We start from the raw sequence: 16,570 nt of genomic DNA, 5'->3' as shown, positions 1-16,570 counted from the left end.
GATTATACCGGACCGGTAAGAGCCGATGACACTACCATCATCAAAAGAACATTCGACGGTAAAACAAAATATTTCGTGGAAGCGGATGCGCCTATCACAACCATTCCTTTCGTGAAAAGTCATGAGTTCAATTATTCCAAACTGTTGCCCGAAGCGCTGCGTGGTTTCACCTGGCTGCTGTACATCGGCATCGTGATCTTCATTGTAACGGCGGTATCCAATGGCGCCAATATCACTGATGGTCTGGATGGCCTGGCAACCGGCACCAGCGCTATCATCGGGGCCTGTCTCGGCATCTTCGCATATGCCAGCGGCAACCTCCGGTTTGCGGAATACCTGAACATCATGTACATCCCTAACCTTGGCGAGCTCAGCATCTTTATCGGTGCGCTCATCGGGGCCTGTGTTGGTTTTCTCTGGTACAATGCTTATCCCGCGCAGGTATTCATGGGAGATACCGGTAGCCTCACACTCGGTGGCATCATCGCAGCGCTGGCCATCATAGTAAGAAAAGAATTATTGATCCCCATCTTCTGCGGCGTGTTCCTGGTGGAAGTACTGAGTGTAACGCTGCAGGTGAGCTGGTTCAAGTATACTAAAAAGAAATACGGAGAAGGAAGAAGGATCTTCCTCATGAGCCCGCTGCATCATCATTATCAGAAGCTGGGGTATCATGAGTCCAAGATCGTGACAAGGTTCTGGATCGTAACGATCTTATGTGTGGTATTCTCTGTAGTGACAATGAAGATCAGGTAAGAATGGCAAAACGATTGATCATATTAGGTGGGGGGGAAAGCGGCGTGGGTGCAGCTATCCTCGGTAAGCAGAAGGGATACGATGTGTTCCTTTCAGATGCCGGCGCCATTGCCGGTAAATACAGGAGAGAGCTGGAAGAGCATGGCATAATCTATGAGTCCGGCGGCCATTCCGAAGAAACCATTCTGCAGGCGGATGAAGTGATGAAGAGCCCGGGCATTCCTGAAAAGAATGAACTGGTGAAGAAGATCAGGAAGAAAGGTATCCGCATTATCAGTGAGATCGAACTGGCTTACCGCTACAAGGGGAACAGCCGTATTGTAGGCATCACCGGTGCCAATGGAAAGACCACCGTTACTTCGCTCACGTACCATATCTGCAAAACTGCAGGGCTGGATGCTGCGCTGGTAGGGAATATCGGTTTCTCCTTTGCAAAGCAGGTGGCGCTTGATCCTAAGGAACTCTATGTGGCAGAGATCAGCAGCTTTCAGCTGGATGATATCCATGAGTTCAGACCAGATGTGGCCATCCTGACCAATATCACGGAAGACCATCTGGACAGGTACGAGTACAAATTCGAGAATTATATAAACAGCAAGTTCAGGATCGTCGAAAACCAGACTGCTGCTGATTATTTTATCTATTGCGAAGACGATCCTGTTACGATGGAAAATATCGGACGGTTCGCTATCAAATCTAACCTATTACCATTTACTATGAACAGAGAGCCAAATCAAGGCGGGCATATCAAAAACGGCCAGATGACTGTAGCTGTACGCGATGAGAGAATGGACATGAGCGTTTATGATTTTACCCTCAAAGGCAAGCACAATCAATACAACACCATGGCTGCAGGTATTGCGGGCGCCGTACTCGGCATCCGGAAAGAGAAGATCAGGGATGCGGTACAGACTTTCGAGAGCCTGGAGCATCGTATGGAGTTTGTGAGCACCGTGCGCGGCGTTGACTTTGTCAACGACAGCAAGGCCACCAATGTGAATAGTACCTGGTTCGCACTGGAGAGTATGGACAAACCAACCATCCTCATCCTGGGCGGTGTTGATAAAGGAAACGATTACAGCAGCATGACGGACCTGGTGAAAGAAAAGGTGAAAGCGATCGTGTGCATGGGCACAGACAATCGCAAGATCCACGAGGCTTTCCAGACTGATGTGCCTGTTATCGTGAATACATCCACTGCGCGTGAAGCCGTTCATGCAGCCTTCCATCTCGCCAGCAAAGGTGATGTGGTATTGCTCAGCCCGGCCTGCGCCAGCTTCGATCTCTTCAAGAACTATGAAGATCGCGGCAACCAGTTCAAGGATGCAGTAAGAGAGTTGTAATAATCAATCATAATGAACAATAGCGGAGATATCGGATTTGATGAGCTGACCAGTCCCAATAAAATGGGAAACAGGTTATGGTCCAGGACCAGGGGCGATAAAGTCATCTGGGCTGCGGTGCTGCTATTGGCATTGGTATCAGTACTGGTAGTATACAGTTCCACCGGTTTGCTGGCTTACCGCTACAACAAAGGGAACACTGAGATCTACCTGTTCAAACAGATCGCCTTCATTGCCATCGGCATGGCGGTGATCTACTTCTCGCACCGGGTGAACTATACCATCTATGCGAGAGTGGCGAGGATCCTCTTCCTGATATCCATCCCCCTGCTCATCTATACCCTGGCATTCGGAGTGAGCCTGAACCAGGGAACCAGGTGGATCAGGTTGCCGATCATCAACCTCACATTCCAGACCTCGGATCTGGCAAAGCTGGCCCTGTTCATGTATCTCGGGCGGCTGCTGAGCAAGAAGCAGGATGTGATAAAGGATTTCAGAAAGGGATTCATTCCTGTGATCACCCCGGTAGTGATCATTTGTGCATTGATAGCTCCGGCAAACCTTTCAACAGCGCTCCTGGTATTTGCCACCAGTATGCTGCTGCTGTTCATCGGAAGAGCCAGCGCCAAACATATGCTGATGACCATCGGTATTGGTGCCATTCCGGTGGTGATACTGGTAAGCATCGCAATGGCCACCTATGATAAGGAAGAAGGAAAAACCAAAGACCTTCCTGCGATCCTTTCTGTAGGCCGCTTCCCAACCTGGATCAGCCGTGTTCAGAGTTTCGTGTATGGCAGCAGGGATGTGGAAGCCAATAAAGACAAGAACTACCAGGTGAACCAGTCAAAGATCGCCATCAGTAAAGGCGGTATGCTGGGACTGGGACCCGGTAACAGCGAAACGAGAAATTTTTTGCCGCACCCTTATTCTGATTTCATTTATGCTATCATCATAGAAGAGTATGGAATCATAGGAGGTGCATTCATCATATTGATATACCTGATCTTTTTGTACAGGTGTATCCGGATCTTCAGGAAATGTCCATATGCATTCGGGGCATTCCTTGCATTGGGTCTGAGTTTCACATTGGTGATACAGGCCCTGATAAATATGGCGGTAACAGTGAACCTCTTCCCGGTAACGGGAGTAACGCTGCCGCTGGTGAGTATGGGAGGAAGTTCGTTCCTCTTCACCTGTCTGGCTATCGGCATCATTCTCAGTGTGGCCCGCAATGTGGAGCAGTTGGAAGGAAAGGAACCGGTACCTGAAGCAAATGCACAGAAATAAAAATGAGCACAGGCAATCAACATAGCGGCACAAGGATCATCATTGCAGGCGGAGGCACCGGTGGGCATATCTTCCCGGCCATTGCCATTGCCAATGCACTGAGGAAAACAGATCCCTCCATTGAGATACTGTTCATTGGCGCAAAGGGAAAAATGGAAATGGAGAAAGTACCGCAGGCCGGTTACAAGATAGAGGGGATCGATATTGCAGGGTTCAACAGAAGTTCTTTGTTAAAGAATATAGGGTTGCCGTTCAAGCTCATCAAGAGCTTTTTCCAGGTACGCAGGATCGTAAATGCATTCAAACCAGCTGCTGTGGTAGGTGTTGGTGGATACTCCACCTTCCCTGTGTTGAAATATGCACAGGCAAAAGGTATCCCCAGTTTCATTCACGAATCGAATTCGTTTGCTGGTAAGAGTAATATGATGCTGGGAAAAAAAGCAACGAAAATTTTTGTTGCGAGTGATGGAATGGAAAAATTCTTTCCGGCAGCAAAATTGCAGATCACCGGAAACCCTGTTCGCGAAGCCATCGCAAAGATGCATGTGAACAGGCACGAAGCCAGCATGAGCTTCGGACTGGATCCTGCCAAAGAAACCGTACTGGTAACAGGTGGCAGTCTGGGTGCCAAAGGGATCAACGAAGCCATCGATGCAGAACTGGAAGCATTTGCACAGAACGGTGTACAGCTTATCTGGCAAACCGGAAAGCCTTACGCAGCAACAGCTTCAGCCCGCGTGAAAGGATTCAGCAATGTGTGGACGGACGCTTTCATCACCAAAATGGAGAATGCTTATGCAGCAGCAGACATCGTGATCTCAAGGGCAGGTGCTATGGCCATTGCAGAATTATGTGTGGTGAAAAAGCCGGTGGTATTTGTTCCTTATCCGTTTGCGGCAGAAGATCATCAGACGGTGAATGCGGTTCACCTGGTGGAGAAACAGGCAGGTATCATGATCAAGGACAGTGAGGCGAAAGAGAAACTGGTTGCTACCGTGATCGCCTTGTCAAAGAATCAGGAACAGCAGCGGGAGTTGCAACAGAACATCGGAAAACTGGCGGTGACGGATGCCGATCAGCAGATCGCGTCTGAAATTATAAAAGTAATCAAGCAGGCAGCACAATAGCGGCCACACAGGATATGGTTCAACTGGACGACATCAAAAAAGTGTATTTCATCGGGATCGGAGGGATCGGAATGAGCGCTATTGCGCGTTATTTCAAATTCCACGGCCGTACAGTGAGCGGCTACGATAAAACGGAAACCGTGCTCACCAAACAGCTGGTAGAAGAAGGCATTCCCGTGCACTATGATGATAACCTGGAACTGGCGCCCAAAGATGCGGACCTGGTGGTGTTCACGCCCGCCATACCAAAGGACCACAGTGAACTGAACTTCTATCGCAACAATCATTTTCCCCTGCTCAAACGCAGTGAAGTGTTGGGTGTGATCACAGAAGGTTCCTTTAATATCTGCGTGGCAGGCACGCACGGTAAAACCACTATCACCACCATGATAGCGCACCTGCTCCGCCATACCGGTTACGGTTGCAATGCCTTCCTCGGCGGCGTGGCAGTCAATTATAACAGTAATTACTGGAGCGATGCCCGTAATGTTTGTGTAGTGGAAGCCGACGAATATGACAGAAGCTTTCTTCGCCTCAGTCCGGATATTGCCGTGATCACGGCCATGGATGCAGATCACCTGGATATATACGGTACGCCGGAAGCGATGGAAGATGCTTATATAGATTTTTCGAGAAGAGTGAAACGCGGTGGTTGGATGATCAGCAAACACGGGCTCTCCAGAGGGGCTGCCCTGGAAAGCACGCACCAGCTGACTTACAGCCTGCAGGATAAAGGAGCCGATGTTCATGCGGAAGATATCCGCATGGAAAATGGAAGCTACCATTTCAATGTAGTGACCAGACTGTGGAGTTTGAACGATGTGAACCTGAACATGGGAGGTCTGCACAATATCGAGAATGTGATCGCAGCCATCATGATAGCTCATCACCTGGGTATTGCTGACGACAGGATCAAAGCGGCTGTGGCTGATTTCAGAGGAGTGAAGCGCCGCTTCGAGTATATGATCAAAACACCTTCACTGGTGTTTGTGGATGATTATGCGCATCACCCGGAAGAACTGCGCGCGCTGATCGGCGGAGCAAGAAAGCTGTTCCCCGACAAGCAATGCACGGTCATCTTCCAGCCGCATCTTTTCACCCGCACCCGCGACTTTGCAAAGGAATTTGCAGCGAGCCTCGATCTGGCGGATGAAGTTGTACTGCTGCCGATCTATCCTGCAAGAGAGTTGCCGATAGAGGGTGTTACCAGTAATATGATCCTGGATCAGATGTCGATCGCAAAAAAACAGATCTTAGATAAACCAGCCGTGCTGGAATATCTAAAAGAACAAAAGAAAGAGAACTGGTTACTGATCACGGCCGGAGCAGGTGATATAGATACCCTGCTGCAACCCATCAAAACCATACTGGAGAAATAAACCATGGCTAAGCTAAGTACAAAGAAAATACTGCTGTTCATCCTCTGGGCCACTATCGGCACAGTGGTGCTGGTATTTACTGTACAGGCCATGAATAAACAGAGAGAAAAAACCTGCAGGGGTTATGATATCGATATCGCAGGAGGCAGTGATAACTGGTTCATTGATAAGAAAGATGTACTGGCGGTGCTCTCCAACGACGGGGCCAAAGTGATCAGGGGACGTTCCCTCAAATCATTCGACCTGCGTGTGATGGAGGAAAAACTGGAGAAGAGCCCCTGGATCCGCGATGCACAATTGTTCTTTGACAATAACGAAGTATTGCGTGTTACTATCACAGAAGCAAAACCCATAGCGCGGATCTTCACGGTAACAGGCAATAGTTTTTACATCGATACGGCATTACAACGGCTTCCGCTTTCCGCGAAGGTTTCTGCCAGGCTGCCTGTTTTCACCAGCTTCCCTACAGATAAAGAACGATTGGGATCTGCAGACAGCGCGCTGATGGCGGATATCAAAGCCATGAGCCTGTATATGGCCAAAGATCCTTTGTGGATGGCGCAGATTGCCCAGGTGGACATCATGCCTGACAGGAAGTTTGAAATGATCCCCACTATCGGGCGTCATGTGATAGAATTCGGCAACGGTCAGGATTATGAAAAGAAATTCCGCAGGCTGCTGATCTTCTACAAAGATGTACTCAGCAAAACAGGGATGGACACATACAGCAGGATCAATGTGCAGTACAACCGTCAGGTGATAGGAGTGAAAGGAGGACATGCTGCACCCATCCATCTGCCTGCGCCGGTGAGAGACAGTGCCTTCAGCAGAAGCACCAGTACCTTATCAGCCGCCAGGGTCAACACAGCAAACACCGAAAAACCACCCATAGATCCCAGACCTGCTACGAACCGGAAACCGAATTCCGGAGGTAAGAAAAATCCACCTGCGAAAAGCCAGTCCTATGAAACCCCGGCTAAACCGTTGAAAAATCAGGCTACCTCAACGGACAACAGACCCAAAGCGGTAATGCCCAAACGAAATCCCATTAAGCAATAACAAACAACACTAATCACAATACAACAACTAAAAACAGGATAGATTATGAACAATGAGCAACAACCCATCATCGTGGGGCTGGACATCGGCACCACGAAGATTGCAGCGATTGCGGGTAGAAAGAACGAGTACGGGAAACTGGAGATCATTGGGTTTGGTCGTGCTAACTCCAACGGGGTAAAGCATGGTCAGGTTTTGAATATCGACGAAACCATCAAGGCCATCCGCATGGCGCTTGATAACTGCTATGCATCCAATCCTAATCTCGAGATCAACGAGGTGTACGTAGGTATTGCAGGCCATCATATCAAGAGCCTTCAAACCCGCGGTGACATTGTGCGCCAGCATACCGAAGAGGAGATCACCCACCGTGAGATCGACCAGCTGATCGCTGACCAGTACAAAACCTATATCCCTGCCGGTGACCAGATCATCGATGTGATCCCGCAGGAATTTACTGTTGACAACTTTCAGAACATCCCTAACCCCATTGGTTATGGTGGTGTGAAGATCGGAGCCAACTTCCATATCATTACAGGCGACAAGAATGCCATCCGAAATATCAACCGCGCTGTTGAGAAAAGCGGACTGCACACTAAGGACCTGGTACTGCAACCGCTGGCTTCTGCTGCGGCCGTGATGGGGCATGAAGACCTGGAAGCAGGTGTTGCCATTGTTGACATTGGTGGTGGTACTACTGACCTCGCCGTGTTCTATGAAGGTATCCTGAAACATACTGCCGTTATTCCTTTCGGTGGTGAGAATATCACCAACGATATCAAGACCGGTCTGGGTGTACTGAAAACGCAGGCTGAGCAAATGAAAGTACAGTTCGGGTCTGCCCTCGCCAACGAAGCAAAGGGAAATGCATTCATCACCATTCCCGGCCTCCGCGGCATGCCTGCCAAAGAGATCAGCGTGAAGAACCTGGCCAATATCATCCAGGCGCGTATGAATGAGATCATGGACTTTGTTACTTACCACCTGAAACAGGTTGGTCTCGATAACCGTACACTCAATGGCGGTATCGTACTTACCGGTGGTGGTGCGCAACTGCGTCACCTGATCCAGCTGACTGAATATGTAACCGGACTGAACTGCCGTATCGGTTTCCCAACCGAACACCTGGCTGCAGGTCATATTGAAGAGCTGGCCAGGCCAACTTATTCAACCTGTATCGGTCTTATCCTGAAAGGATACAGCGATTACGAGAATAACCGTAAACAGTTCGAACATCAGTTCAGGAAAGTTGAGATTCCTGAAACACTGAAGAAGACAACTGTGATCGAGGATAAAACAGAAGAAATTGCAGCAATAACGGAGCAATCCGAAAAGGTAAAGAATCGTAAAGGGATCAAAGATTTCTGGGGCAAATTCAAAGATGGAATCATCGATTTGTTCAAAGAGGAAGAAGATCACGCTCTCTAACCCTGAGCCCATCGATTATTACTAACCCATTATTAGAAACTGTCTCCGGATGGGCTTTCAGGTGAGATTAGGCCTGGTGAGACAAAAAACGAAAGCTATGATTCATTTTGATTTACCGAAAGAGAAATCATCCATCATCAAAGTGATTGGTGTGGGTGGTGGCGGCAGCAATGCCGTTAATCACATGTATGAGCAGCAGATTGAGGGTGTGAATTTCATCATCTGCAATACCGATGCTCAGGCCATTGCGCAAAGCAAAGTGCCCAATAAAGTACAACTGGGACCGCACCTTACACAGGGGCTCGGCGCCGGCGCCAATCCGGACATTGGCCGCCAGGCTACTGAAGAGAGCCTGGAAGAGATCAAACGCATCCTGGAAGTGAACACCAAGATGGCGTTCATCACAGCTGGTATGGGCGGTGGCACCGGAACCGGTGGCGCTCCCATCATCTCCAAGATCTGTAAAGACCTGGGTATCCTCACTGTGGGCATCGTTACTACTCCTTTCACTTATGAAGGAAAGAAACGCCAGATCCAGTCTGATGAAGGTATCAAGTCACTGAAACAATATGTAGACACCCTGCTGGTGATCAGCAACGACAAGCTGCGCCATCAGTTCGGTAACCTGAAGATGAAGGAAGCCTTTGCAAAGGCTGACAACGTACTGGCCACTGCTGCAAAATGTATCACGGATGTGATCAACAGCACCGGTCAGATCAACGTTGACTTTGCGGATGTATGTACAGTAATGCGCAATGGTGGTGTTGCCATCCTTGGCAATGCATCTGTTGCCGGTGAAGACCGTGCACAGCGCGCTATCGAAGAGGCACTCAACTCTCCGCTGCTGAACGACAACGATATCAGCGGAGCCAAATGGATCCTCATCAATATCAACTCTGCCGAAGGTGATCATGAATTCACCATGGATGAGGTTGATACCATCCAGAACTACCTGTTGAGCCAGGCTGGTGAAGGAACCGATGTGATCCTGGGATTGGGTTACGATAATTCACTGGGAGACCAGATCGGCATCACACTGATTGCTACTGGTTTCGAGTATACTGATCCGTTCACCAAAAAAGCTGCACAGCCTAAGAAAGAAGAGAAGATCCTCTTCAATCTGAGCCAGCAGCCTGAACCTGTGAAGTCTGCTCCTCCCGCTGCAACGCAGCAGGAACAGCCCCAGGCATCTGCCAGTACCAGGCCTTCTGTGATCATGCCCAAGAGGGAAGAACCTCCTGTAGCGCCCCAGATGGTAGCAGAAGCAGCGCCTTCCATCAAGGAAGAACTGCAGCCAAAGCTGGTTGATCTGGATAGTCCGGCTCCCTCCGCACCACTTGTGCTTTTTACGAGTGATGAGACTGGTAAAAATACCGTGGATAAAAATGCTGAGCCCGAAAGGATCGAATGGGTACTTTCGCAACCTTCCACTCCTGCACAACCTGTTAACCAGCAGCCGAATGCTAGCAGTGCTGCTGCTACTCAGAATACAGGTGGATTTCTCGCAAGACCGTCCAATATTTATGCAGATTCCGCATTTGAAGATTCCAAACAAACAACGCCTGTGAATCAACCCGTGCAGAACCAATCAACTGTAAAGACCGTCAGGGAAGAAGATCCCAATGACATGCAGTTGGTGTTCCGCGAGGATATTCCAGCGGCGGATGTGCCTGGGGCCTACCAGACTCCTCCAGTTGTTACGGCATCATCTGTTGAGGAACCTGCGATGCAGGACGAAGCAGACGAACAAAAACGACGCGCAGCAGAGCGGATTCAGAAATTACGTAATCTGAGTTTCAATATCAATGGCGCGGATCCTAACAATGAGTTTGAAACTGTGCCGGCTTACATCCGCCGCAATCTTGAACTGTACAACACCATCAGCAGTGTTGAGAATTTCTACAGTAATTACGAAGTAAAAAATGATGAGAATAATAAAACAAGTATCTCTACCATCAACACGTTTTTAGATGGTGAGAAACCTGATTGATACATCGTTCATCTCTTTCCTGTATTAAGTCTATTAAAATACAGCGATTGTTGTTTTTAGTTGTTTCCCTCCTGATTCCTCGGGAGGGATTTTTTTTGACTAAATTTGTAAAGGCGCAAACTCCTGTTTATGCAAACAATACTCATTACCGGCGGAACGGGTCTCGTGGGTTCTGCACTCACAAAATTGCTCGTAGCCAAAGGCAACCAGGTGATCATTCTTACCCGCAAGGCCAAACCCGCCGAAGGAGCTGTGTCCTATGCGGAATGGGATCCCGCCAAAGGCAGTATCGATCTCAAAGCCCTCCAGGCCGCAGATTGCATCGTGCATCTTGCCGGCGCCAACGTGGGAGAGAAGCGCTGGTCAAAAAAGAGAAAACAGGAAATAGTCGACAGTCGCGTTCAAAGCGGCGAACTCATCACCAAAGCCCTTCGATCCAACCCCAATAAAGTACGCTCCGTTATCTCCGCCTCTGCTGTCGGCTGGTACGGTGACGACAAACAGCGGCCTAAAGACAAGCCGCAGTTCACCGAAGATGATCCTGCGGACAGTGCCTATCTCGGCGAGACCTGTCGCAAATGGGAAGAGGCGATCCAGCCTGTCTCCACACTCGGCAAACGACTCGTCATTCTTCGCACGGGCATCGTCCTTAGCCCTGAAGGTGGCGCCCTGCCCAGCTTTCAGAAGCCCATCAAAATGGGCATCGCCAGTATCCTTGGCTCCGGCCGTCAGGTGATCAGCTGGATCCACATCGATGATGTTGCGCGTCTCTACCTCCATGCCATCGAAAATGAAAATATCCAGGGCGTCTTCAACGCCGTTGCCCCGCAACCCGTCACCAACGAGAACCTGGTGATCACACTCGCCAAACTGATGAAAGGCAAGTTCTACATTCCGGTAAATGTTCCTTCCTTCCTCCTCAAAATTGTACTTGGTGAAATGAGCATCGAAGTGCTGAAATCAGCAACTGTCAGCAGCGCAAAGATCAGTCGGAACGGGTTTCAGTTTCTTTACCCCACAATTGAAACAGCACTCAGGTCATTCACTCGCTCAAGGGATTAAGTCGCTCCAGGGATTAACAAATCAGTCGGCAAAACAAACCGAACCGGGAGAATATTTATTGTGCTTTTTGTTTGGGAAGATTTGGCGGCAGTAATTCTGTTGGTCTTCTTCGCTTATGTTTTGAAGGCCTGATTTGTCAATCCCTTCCGCTATGGGGCCGCGGGCTCAGCAGTTTTTGGTTGAGTGTACGCCAATCTTGAGTAAAGTGTGTTAGCGTACATCTTGAATATTTCAGTTATTCAGTTGATAACTGTCTCTGATTAGGGTGATAGGATGTATGTTGTTTCCGTTTTTTTACAGCGTTTAGGAAAGTCGGGTAACGCAGATCTGTATGCGCGGAGTGATGCACTCTTTTTACATTCTTCTTTTTTACCCCTCGTGCAATGTGCGCCCAGGGTGCTGTAATGATATGCCAGGAGGGAGTTTGCAATAGCTGAGGTTTACAGTAAAAGCATTGGTGACATGAGTATTTATCAGTTCGTGTTTCATCATTGTGTTGCATAAAACTGTCGCACATTTATCGTGCTCAGGCAAAGGCGTATGAAAAGTCCGGTCTTGAAAACATACGATCCAAAAGCTCATCATAGCCCTACTGCCTCAACATACCCCACAAAAGCAAAATTAAAGAACGAAAAGGTGTGGGTATGTTTTCCAACCGGCGTTCATACGTCTTTGCCGCCATAAAAAATCAAGGCTTCTCATGCTTAAAATGATAAATACTACTAAACTCTCCCACCACCGCTTTCCCATCCTTAAACCTCAGCTTCTCCAACTTCAGATCCTCCACATCAGAGACCAGCACCTTGCGCCATTGCGGATCGAGGGTCCCTCCCTTCTCGCCAGCGGCAACGGATGGATCGTACTGGTATTGCGGGTCACAGAGTGTGCCGCGGGGGTACATGATGCCGGGAATACCTCTTCCCCGGATATCCAGGTTGTCAGGGTGATCTAACCCTATGGTATGACCGTATTCGTGTGCGGAAGTGGTGGAGGTCTGCTGGAGATTGGCGAGCTTGAAATAACCGGTGTTGCAGCCGAGGCCATCAACGAAAGAGATATCCCGCTCCGAGTATTCTTCCACGCGGAAGAAATTCAGAAGAGGGTTATCGTTGTACCATACATCTTCTGGGTTCAGGTTGGGGTTGAAGATGCCATCGATTTTAAAGCGGAGCAGGTAGGGGTGCCGTTGGATCTTTACGGTGGCCCTGGGCTCATTCCAGATGGTTTCAATATCATGGGCCATCTGGAGGGCGAGTGCCTGGTTGGCTGCATCGCCGTAAATAATGATGGTGGAGCTGATGGTCAGCTCTGAGCTGGCAGGATCGAGTGAGGCTTCTCCCATTTTGCGTGTGGATTTAATGGTTCCCTGGTAAAGGTAGCATAGCAAAGGATAATAAGGAGCATCGGTTCTCCCACACCTGCAATGCGTGAGTGGTTGAGGATAGCGCCATTGAGGAGCAGCAGGCTGACGGTGGTGAGTATCACCAGTCTGGGGTTGCTGAGCCGGCTCTGAATGATGAGGAATGCCGGGAAGATCCATTGAATGGCGTTGTAGGCAGACCTGGGCGATATGATGATGTATTCTGTGAGGAAGTAAAGCAGCAGTCCGAAGAGGAAGAGCTGGTTGATAGAGAACGGACTGCGGCGCTGACGCCAGAGGAAGATGCCTGCCAGCGTTAAGCAGGTGATTGCATACAAGGCTACGGAGATGGCGGGGGTATAAGGGAAATGGAAACGGCTGGCGTACCTGTTGATGCCAGTGAAGGAATGCGTCTGGAATTCGGTAGCGATATAATAGTTGTTCTTGCCTTCAACAACTTTGGGGATCTCGTGGAATACAGGATTGACCACATTGGGACCGGGATTCATCTGCAGGTGCTGGTAGGTGGTCATGGCAGAAAGGTATTGCTGCCAGGTGGATGGTTTGGGGGCAACAAAGATGAGGAGGCCGAAGAGGACGCCGGTGATCATGCCGTAGATCCAGTGTTTCTTCCAGCTAAGCACAAAACCTGCTCCCAATACCAGGGCGAATGGACGTAAAAAGATGGTGAGCCCTGCCAGGAAGCCGGAGAGGAAAATATAACGGGTTGCCTGCAGAGTATAGAGCCACCAGATGATGGTGAAGAGAAGGGTAAAGAGAATATAGACCTGTCCTCTTTCCACATGCATCACCCAGATATTGGAACAGATGAGGGTGGTGAAGACGATGGCGAAGGGCAGGAGGGCGGATTTTCCATAATTGCGGAAGAGGAAAAAGAAGATGGCTGCCACGGCCAGGTATTGAATGGTGAAAAATACGAACTGGGTGGTTTGGAAATGAAGTGCGTGTACGGGAAGTAAGAGCCAGAGCATGGCAGGTGTAACTACGTTGCCGTTGACATCTATTCCGGGATCATCGTTGGGGTCTAGGAGATACTCGCTGTCGGCTGGGTTCCATTTATAGAAATAGGGATCTTTTCCGGCGGCCTGAACACGTGATGCGATGGCCCTGCATTTGAGGTCCGTACTCCCGTTGGAGGAAAGGTAATTGAGTGTTTCTATGAACACAGGAACAAACAGCAGGATACAGGCGCCGATCAGGATATAGCGGAACCAGATGCTTTTATACATTCCCTAAAATTAATGGATTGATGGAAATATCCTGAAAATAGAAAGGGGTTGTTCTGCTCCCAGAACAACCCCGCTTTCTCTCATGTGACCCGACCCCCGTGGGTCATGAGTCTTTTATTGGGCTGGTCCCTAGTTGCGGATGGGTTTTCCGCCCTTCAAAACGCTTTGAATTCTTTCCAGTGTTTTCTTTTCGCCGCAAAGGCTGAGGAAGGCTTCCCTTTCCAGATCGAGCAGGTACTGCTCTGATACCAGGGATTGTTCACTCAGGTCGCCGCCGCACATTACGTACGCCAGTTTTTTAGCTACGGTCACATCGTGATCGGTAGCATAACCTGCGCGCCACATGCCGTTGATACCTGCGTAGAGGGCGCCGAGTGCGGAACGTCCCAGTACCTTCACATCATTGCGGGGTACCGGCATGGTATAACCGCTGTCGTATATTTCGATAACACTTTTCTTTCCTTCTGCGATTCTTCTTCCCTGGTTCATCACCACTTCGTCGTGCCCTTTGCGGAGGATGCCCAGGTCGAATGCTTCAGCTGCCGAGGTTGCCACTTTAGCAGTAGCGATGGTTAGAAACCGGTTCTTCAGGGTGATGCTGTCCGGTTCATCTTCATGCATTTCATCTGCCGCTCTCAATACAAATTCTTTGGTGCCACCGCCGCCGGGAATGAGGCCAACGCCCAGTTCCACGAGGCCGATATAGGTTTCAGCGGAAGCACAGACTTTATCTGAGTGCAGGCTGAGTTCGCAGGCGCCTCCGAGCGTAAGTGCATGTGGTGCAATAACTACGGGCACTGCTGAATAGCGTGCTCTCATCATAGTTTGCTGGAACATGCGGATGGCCATATCCAGCTCATCGTATTCCTGCTCTATGGCTAACATGAAAATCATGCCAACATTGGCGCCGGCGCTAAAGTTGGGGCCGTCATTGGCGATCACCAGGCCTTTGTAACCCGATTCAGCCAGTGCTATGGACTTTTGAATGCCTTCCAGTACTTCGCCACCGATGCTGTTCATCTTGGTGCTCCATTCCAGGCCGAGTACTCCATCATTGAGATGGTATGTACGGCAGGAACTGTTCTTCCAGACAGTCTGGTTTTCAAAATTCTTCATTACCAGGAAGGCTTCGCCTCCGGGTAATGCCTTGTATGATTTAGAAGGGATATCGTAATAAAGCCTGCGGCCGCTTTCCACTTTAAAGAAAGTGGAAGCACCGGAGGCCAGCATTTCATCCACCCAGGGGGCAACAGAATAACCGGCATCCTTCATTTTCTTGACAGTGCCTGCAACGCCGAGTACATCCCAGCTTTCAAATGCACCGATCTCCCAGCCGAAACCCGCCATCATGGCGTCGTCCACACGATAGATATCATCGCTGATCTCGGGAATGCGGTTGGAGATATAAGAGAACAGGCCGTAATGGAAATGCCTGTAGAAGTCGCCTGCTTTGTCCATCCCTGTTACCAGAGCTTTGAGCCTGGTCTTCAGGTCATCGATAGGTTTGGCTGCTTCCACCGTAGCGAACTTCGGTTTCTTGCGCGGCTCATATTCGAAGCTGTCGAGATTGAGTGTATAAATTTCTTTTTCTCCGCCGGCGCCTTTCCGTTTGGAGAAAAAACCCTGACCGGATTTGTCTCCAAGCCAGTTATTGGTGACCATCTTCTCCAGCCATGCGGGGATGGCGAAGGCGGCGCGTTGTTCATCATTGGGGCAGTTGTCTGCAACGCCTTTGGCAACTTTTACCAGGGTGTCGATACCCACCACATCCGCTGTTCTGAAGGTGGCGGATTTGGGACGGCCGATGATGGGACCTGTGAGGGCGTCCACTTCATCGATACTAAGTTTCATCTTTTCCACCAGTCCGAAGATAGCCATGATGCCATACACACCGATACGGTTGGCGATGAAAGCAGGAGTGTCTTTGGCCAGTACGGTGGTCTTGCCTAATTGCAGGTCTCCATAATGTAAAAGGAAATCAACAACTGCAGGATCAGTATAAGGTGTGGGGATGATCTCGAGTAAACGGAGGTAACGAGGGGGATTGAAGAAGTGTGTTCCGCAGAAATGTTTTTTAAAGTCTTCACTGCGGCCTTCAGCCATCAGGTGGATGGGAATGCCGGATGTGTTGGAAGTGATGAGGGTGCCGGGTTTCCGGAATTTCTCCACTTCAGTGAAGATCAGCTGCTTGATGTCCAGGCGTTCTACCACAACCTCGATGATCCAGTCGTACCCGCCCAGGTCCTTCATATTGTCCGTGAAGTTGCCGGTGCTGATGCGCCTGGCCACATCTTTGGTGAAAACGGGAGAGGGATTGCTTTTCAAAGCAGCCTGCAATGCGTCGTTCACCAGTTTGTTCCTTTCGCCGGGTTTTGTACTTTCTTCTGCTCCTTTGGTCAGCATGTCTAACAACAATACCTGTAAGCCTGCGCCTGCAAAGTGGCAGGCGATCCTCGATCCCATGACCCCGCTACCAAGTACTGCCACCTTTCTTATGATGCGATTGGACATAGCGAAAAATTAGTT

The 16,570-nt window shown here is 49.5% G+C and carries 12 protein-coding genes; 9 read left to right on the top strand and 3 right to left on the bottom strand.

Going from position 1 to position 16,570, the window contains the following annotated elements; translation table 11 throughout:
- The 9 genes from mraY to ACTHMC_RS24710 form a co-directional block, all read left to right on the top strand.
- A partial coding sequence (gene mraY, locus ACTHMC_RS24750) for a phospho-N-acetylmuramoyl-pentapeptide-transferase (protein ID WP_440417371.1) occupies positions 1–756 on the top strand: 756 nt, incomplete at its 5' end.
- A gap of 2 nt (positions 757–758) precedes the next feature.
- Positions 759–2,099 carry a UDP-N-acetylmuramoyl-L-alanine--D-glutamate ligase gene (gene murD / locus ACTHMC_RS24745; RefSeq protein WP_440417370.1) on the top strand — a complete coding sequence of 447 codons (1,341 nt, stop codon included), beginning with the start codon at positions 759–761 and terminating at the stop codon, positions 2,097–2,099.
- Between the two features lie 12 nt (positions 2,100–2,111).
- Entirely contained in the window at positions 2,112–3,389 is a 1,278-nt protein-coding gene (locus ACTHMC_RS24740) for an FtsW/RodA/SpoVE family cell cycle protein (RefSeq protein ID WP_440417368.1), read from the top strand.
- Positions 3,390–3,391: 2 nt separating this feature from the next.
- On the top strand, positions 3,392–4,516 hold the full coding sequence (gene murG, locus ACTHMC_RS24735; protein ID WP_440417366.1) for an undecaprenyldiphospho-muramoylpentapeptide beta-N-acetylglucosaminyltransferase: 1,125 nt from the start codon (positions 3,392–3,394) through the stop codon (positions 4,514–4,516).
- Between the two features lie 14 nt (positions 4,517–4,530).
- Positions 4,531–5,895, top strand: coding sequence for a UDP-N-acetylmuramate--L-alanine ligase (gene murC / locus ACTHMC_RS24730; protein WP_440417365.1), 1,365 nt, complete (start codon positions 4,531–4,533; stop codon positions 5,893–5,895).
- A gap of 3 nt (positions 5,896–5,898) precedes the next feature.
- Positions 5,899–6,954: a cell division protein FtsQ/DivIB gene (locus tag ACTHMC_RS24725; protein ID WP_440417363.1), complete on the top strand. Its 1,056-nt coding sequence runs from the start codon at positions 5,899–5,901 to the stop codon at positions 6,952–6,954.
- 45 nt (positions 6,955–6,999) lie between these two features.
- Entirely contained in the window at positions 7,000–8,382 is a 1,383-nt protein-coding gene (ftsA, locus tag ACTHMC_RS24720) for a cell division protein FtsA (RefSeq protein WP_440417361.1), read from the top strand.
- A gap of 97 nt (positions 8,383–8,479) precedes the next feature.
- Entirely contained in the window at positions 8,480–10,372 is a 1,893-nt protein-coding gene (gene ftsZ / locus ACTHMC_RS24715) for a cell division protein FtsZ (RefSeq protein WP_440417359.1), read from the top strand.
- Positions 10,373–10,501: 129 nt separating this feature from the next.
- Complete coding sequence (locus tag ACTHMC_RS24710) at positions 10,502–11,434, top strand: TIGR01777 family oxidoreductase (RefSeq protein ID WP_440417357.1); 933 nt, start codon at positions 10,502–10,504, stop codon at positions 11,432–11,434.
- Between the two features lie 688 nt (positions 11,435–12,122).
- On the opposite strand, the gene ACTHMC_RS24705 is transcribed toward ACTHMC_RS24710, so the two are convergent.
- The 3 genes from ACTHMC_RS24705 to ACTHMC_RS24695 form a co-directional block, all read right to left on the bottom strand.
- Positions 12,123–12,776, bottom strand: coding sequence for a peptidase M10 (locus tag ACTHMC_RS24705; protein WP_440417356.1), 654 nt, complete (start codon positions 12,774–12,776; stop codon positions 12,123–12,125).
- Positions 12,737–14,044: a hypothetical protein gene (locus ACTHMC_RS24700; RefSeq protein ID WP_440417354.1), complete on the bottom strand. Its 1,308-nt coding sequence runs from the start codon at positions 14,042–14,044 to the stop codon at positions 12,737–12,739. The genes ACTHMC_RS24705 and ACTHMC_RS24700 overlap by 40 nt, the downstream gene beginning before the upstream one ends.
- Positions 14,045–14,173: 129 nt before the next feature.
- Positions 14,174–16,555, bottom strand: coding sequence for a 3-hydroxyacyl-CoA dehydrogenase/enoyl-CoA hydratase family protein (locus ACTHMC_RS24695; protein WP_440417352.1), 2,382 nt, complete (start codon positions 16,553–16,555; stop codon positions 14,174–14,176).
- Positions 16,556–16,570 lie beyond the last annotated feature (15 nt).

The sequence above is a fragment of the Pseudobacter sp. genome (assembly GCF_051955275.1).
In the GTDB taxonomy this organism is placed as follows: Bacteria; Bacteroidota; Bacteroidia; order Chitinophagales; family Chitinophagaceae; genus Pseudobacter.
The sequence above is the reverse complement of the archived record's forward strand: the minus strand, read 5'-3'. Positions and strand labels throughout refer to the sequence as shown.

What these genes read in the sequence shown, in the direction of transcription:
- murD (WP_440417370.1), top strand. Translation starts at nt 759, where the DNA reads ATGGCAAAACGATTGATCATATTAGGTGGGGGGGAAAGCGGCGTGGGT.
- ACTHMC_RS24740 (WP_440417368.1), top strand. Translation starts at nt 2,112, where the DNA reads ATGAACAATAGCGGAGATATCGGATTTGATGAGCTGACCAGTCCCAAT.
- murG (WP_440417366.1), top strand. Translation starts at nt 3,392, where the DNA reads ATGAGCACAGGCAATCAACATAGCGGCACAAGGATCATCATTGCAGGC.
- murC (WP_440417365.1), top strand. Translation starts at nt 4,531, where the DNA reads ATGGTTCAACTGGACGACATCAAAAAAGTGTATTTCATCGGGATCGGA.
- ACTHMC_RS24725 (WP_440417363.1), top strand. Translation starts at nt 5,899, where the DNA reads ATGGCTAAGCTAAGTACAAAGAAAATACTGCTGTTCATCCTCTGGGCC.
- ftsA (WP_440417361.1), top strand. Translation starts at nt 7,000, where the DNA reads ATGAACAATGAGCAACAACCCATCATCGTGGGGCTGGACATCGGCACC.
- ftsZ (WP_440417359.1), top strand. Translation starts at nt 8,480, where the DNA reads ATGATTCATTTTGATTTACCGAAAGAGAAATCATCCATCATCAAAGTG.
- ACTHMC_RS24710 (WP_440417357.1), top strand. Translation starts at nt 10,502, where the DNA reads ATGCAAACAATACTCATTACCGGCGGAACGGGTCTCGTGGGTTCTGCA.
- ACTHMC_RS24705 (WP_440417356.1), bottom strand. Translation starts at nt 12,776, where the DNA reads ATGGGAGAAGCCTCACTCGATCCTGCCAGCTCAGAGCTGACCATCAGC.
- ACTHMC_RS24700 (WP_440417354.1), bottom strand. Translation starts at nt 14,044, where the DNA reads ATGTATAAAAGCATCTGGTTCCGCTATATCCTGATCGGCGCCTGTATC.
- ACTHMC_RS24695 (WP_440417352.1), bottom strand. Translation starts at nt 16,555, where the DNA reads ATGTCCAATCGCATCATAAGAAAGGTGGCAGTACTTGGTAGCGGGGTC.